This window comes from Parapedobacter pyrenivorans (assembly GCF_014636865.1).
GTDB lineage: Bacteria > Bacteroidota > Bacteroidia > Sphingobacteriales > Sphingobacteriaceae > Parapedobacter > Parapedobacter pyrenivorans.
In genome coordinates this window covers 1-3,456 of the sequence record NZ_BMER01000010.1, presented here as the reverse complement: position 1 = coordinate 3,456, position 3,456 = coordinate 1, and the positions used below count along the sequence as shown (strand labels likewise).

Sequence of the window (3,456 nt, the reverse complement as noted above, 5' to 3'; positions counted from 1 at the left end):
AGGTTTTCCGGTTCACTGCCTTCCATGGCCACCGCCCGTGCGTACCAGTTCTCGGCAGCCTCGTAGTCATTTAGCTGGGCGTAGCAGCGCGCCAGCTGCTCCAGATCCGCAAGTTTAGGCCGCTTATTATCTGCCAATTTGGTATACAAAACGGCCGCGTTCGCATATTCATACTTGCGATATAATTCCTCCGCGCGATCGCGCAGCGAAGGCTGTTCCTGTGAAACCGCAACCCCACTTAAGCAAAGCAGCGCCGCGAAAAAAAAGAGTTGTTGCAACTGATATCTCATGGTAGTTATCTGATGTCTAAAGTCTGATGTTTAACTAAAAAAACCGCGGACTCAACAATCGGTTCGATCGTTGCCCGAATGTGATACCCAGCGTCACTTCGTGCGATCCATTTTGCACGCTGCTCAGCTGGCTCAGGATGTAATCGTACGAATACCCGATCCTCAACTTGGGCGTCACATAGAACTGGGTGATCGCCGAAACCGAGTTTTGCTTACTCAGCTTATTTCCGGTAAACCGCGCATAATCCCGCTTGAATACCGTTACGCCCGTACGCCAGCCGCCACCGATCCAAAATCGGTTATCAAAAATAAATAGGGCATTCACATCTACGCTTGTCGGCCCTTTGAAATCCTCCTTCACCAGTACACTCGGACGCAGTTTAAGCCCACTGTTGAAATTGACCAGTGCACCCCCGATGAAATACATATGCCGCCTACGGCGGATGTTGTCCGTGGTGGTATTGTCCCAGCGGAAGATGTTATTGCTCTGGTCGCCCGATAGTAGGTCCATCACCGAAACACCTGCATACCAATGCGGATTGTAGTAATAGACCCCAAACCGTACATCAGGGATAAAGCTGTTGATCCGGCCGGCGGGGATAACCCCATCCACCTGGTCGTTCGGGCGTAGCTTTGCGCCATCCAGGCTGTACTGCGTCATCCCCGCACCGATGCCGAAACTCAGCCGTTGCGTATCCTCGTCGTTGAGCCGCAGCCGGAACGCATAATTGGCATACAGGGATGTGGCAGATTGCGGGCCGAGCCGATCGGCAATGGCCTGAAAGCCGAGCCCGTGCCGTTTTTGGTTAGGGTCTACGACACCGTCGATGGAAATCGTACCCGTTTCTGGAGCACCTTCGATGCCAACCCATTGACTGCGTAGTCCCAACTGCCCAAACCATTCTTCCTTATATCCCGTATACGCTGGATTTACGCTCATCGAGTTAAAGATGTACTGCGTAAACTGGATATTCTGCTGTCCTTTAGCTACCATTCCCATGCAGGAGAGAAACAGCAGCGTTGACGTTTTTATGATATGCTTCATGTTATACTTGTTCATTGCTAATGCCTCCCCTATTTCCGTTTAATGACTAACCAACCTTTATGGACGGTTTCTTGGCCATCCTTCCGTAGCGTGATCAGGTAGTAATACGTTCCCTCATTTATACCCTGTGCATCCCAGTCCTGTTTGTAATTACGACTCCGGTACACTTCATTTCCCCACCGATTGAAGATGACCACGTCGGCGTTGTCGTAGTCGGCAAGGCCTACGATTACAAAGCGGTCATTCTGTCCATCTCCGTTCGGCGTGATGATGTTCGGAATATGAAATCCGGCTACCGTGATGCGCACGGTAGCGACATTTGTCCAGTTGCCATTGGCATCCATCACCCGGTAGGTGAATTCATCCGGCCCGGTATAATATTGGTTCGGCGTATACGTCACATTGCCATCGGCACCGATTTCCAGCGTGCCATGCTGGGGCTGGCTTACGATTTCTATGGTTGACGGATCCAACGGTGCCGTATCCGGCTGGTCGTTGCTTACCAACTGTATCTGTATCGGCCCATTGAACGAACCTTGTTGCGTATCGTCCGACGCCTTGGGTTGACTTTGGGTCACGGCAACCCTGATGGTTGCCGGATCTGCCTCCAGACCGTTCAAGTCACGCACCACATATTGGATGGTGCTTTCCCCATAGAACTCGCGGATCGGCGTGAACGTGATGGTGCCATCAGATCCGACCGTATAGGTACCTTCTCCGTCTATCGTTACTTCTTCACGTGGCTCACCCGTTTCCGGGTCGATCAGACGGACGGTAGCTAGATCCAGCTCACTACTGCCTTCCTTATCGTTGTCTACCACCTTGATGGTCACCGGCGTATGCTGCGCCGTCGTCCCTTCGTCATCCGCAGATTCAGGACCTTCAGCCACCGGCACGAGTGTCGGTATATCGTTGGTTACGTCGTCTCCCGATATGTCGGAAGCCGTTTCACCCGCTGGACTTTGTGCATCCACCGTCGCGGTAGTTACGACCTGTTTGGCTAGGATGTCTGCCTGCGTAATCGTATAGCGGAACGTCCGCACTAAGCTTTCGCCAGGTGCCAGTGTTTCTTCCACAAGCACATCGTTCAATCCTAGTTTTGCGTCATTCAGTACGAAGCCACTAAGGGTGGTGTTGCCGGTATTGGTCACCGTGAAGCGGTACTCGATCTCGTCACCGATAATAAAGGCACCGTTCCTTCCCGACCCGGTGTTGGTAGCCACCGCCACCAGTGCAACGGCCGGTTTGATTTCGATTGGAGTCGCGGTACAGGTTGTGCAGTCGTCAACCACCGGCGCATCCGGATCCTGCGGATCGGGATCGTGCGATTCGTCGCTCACCTCGTCTCCCTTGGGTGTCTCGCCGGTCACCTTGGCGATATTATAAACATAACCCGCATCAATGTCGGCCTGTGTAATCGTGTGTTTAGCTACTGCGTTTATGGATTCTCCCGGTGCTAGCGCGGCGATTGTTGCAGGAGCTATGCTACCTACATCTGCATTGGCATCGGTTATTACGATGTTCGTCAAGCTTACGTTGCCGGTGTTGGTTACTGTCAGGTCATAAGTGATCACGTCACCGATTAAGGCGTGTTCACCTGCTCTTGCCGTTTTAGTAATGGTTAGCGCAGCCGTCTGCGTGGTCGTTATATCCGTGGGGTCGTTCGGTACACCCGGCGTACCCGGATTGTCCGAAGGCACCTCGGTAATCGGATTGCCGTCCGGACCGTCCCCGCTCACCGTTGCCTGGTTGGAAACGCTGCCGTTATCAAGGTCTGCTTGGGTAACCGCATGCGTCACCGTGATGGTCACATCCGCTCCAGGTGCCAGCGTACCGATGTTCTCCTCACCTGCCGGGATCACCGCGTTGGCATCCGTCAGCACGATGTTGTCGATCGCCACGTTGCCCGTGTTCTCAACCGTGATGTCGTAGGTAATCACGTCATCCGTGCTGTCGTACGGTCCCGTGCTGGTGATGACTTTCGTCACCGTCAGTTCCGGTGTCTGTACCACGTCCGTATTTGTCGGATCGTCGGGGTCGCCCGTACCCGGATCGTCCGAGTCGTCCGTCACCGGGTCGCCGTCCGGATCCTCGCCCGCGGCGGTTGCCTGGTTGGAAACG

Annotated in this window: 2 protein-coding genes and 1 pseudogene; all 3 read right to left on the bottom strand. The window is 53.8% G+C overall.

The features are described 5' to 3' along the window. Positions 1-290, bottom strand: a pseudogene (locus IEV98_RS24340) (tetratricopeptide repeat protein); the annotation flags it as partial. 34 nt (positions 291-324) lie between these two features. Continuing rightward, a complete protein-coding gene (locus IEV98_RS24335; protein ID WP_229738957.1) occupies positions 325-1,335 on the bottom strand; it encodes a PorP/SprF family type IX secretion system membrane protein in 1,011 nt (336 codons plus the stop codon). A gap of 29 nt (positions 1,336-1,364) precedes the next feature. Then, a partial coding sequence (locus IEV98_RS24330; RefSeq protein WP_188508674.1) for a CLIPPER-2 domain-containing protein occupies positions 1,365-3,456 on the bottom strand: 2,092 nt, incomplete at its 5' end.

Coding starts and splice junctions, on each gene's coding strand:
- IEV98_RS24335 (WP_229738957.1), bottom strand. CDS start 1,335: ATGAAGCATATCATAAAAACGTCAACGCTGCTGTTTCTCTCCTGCATG.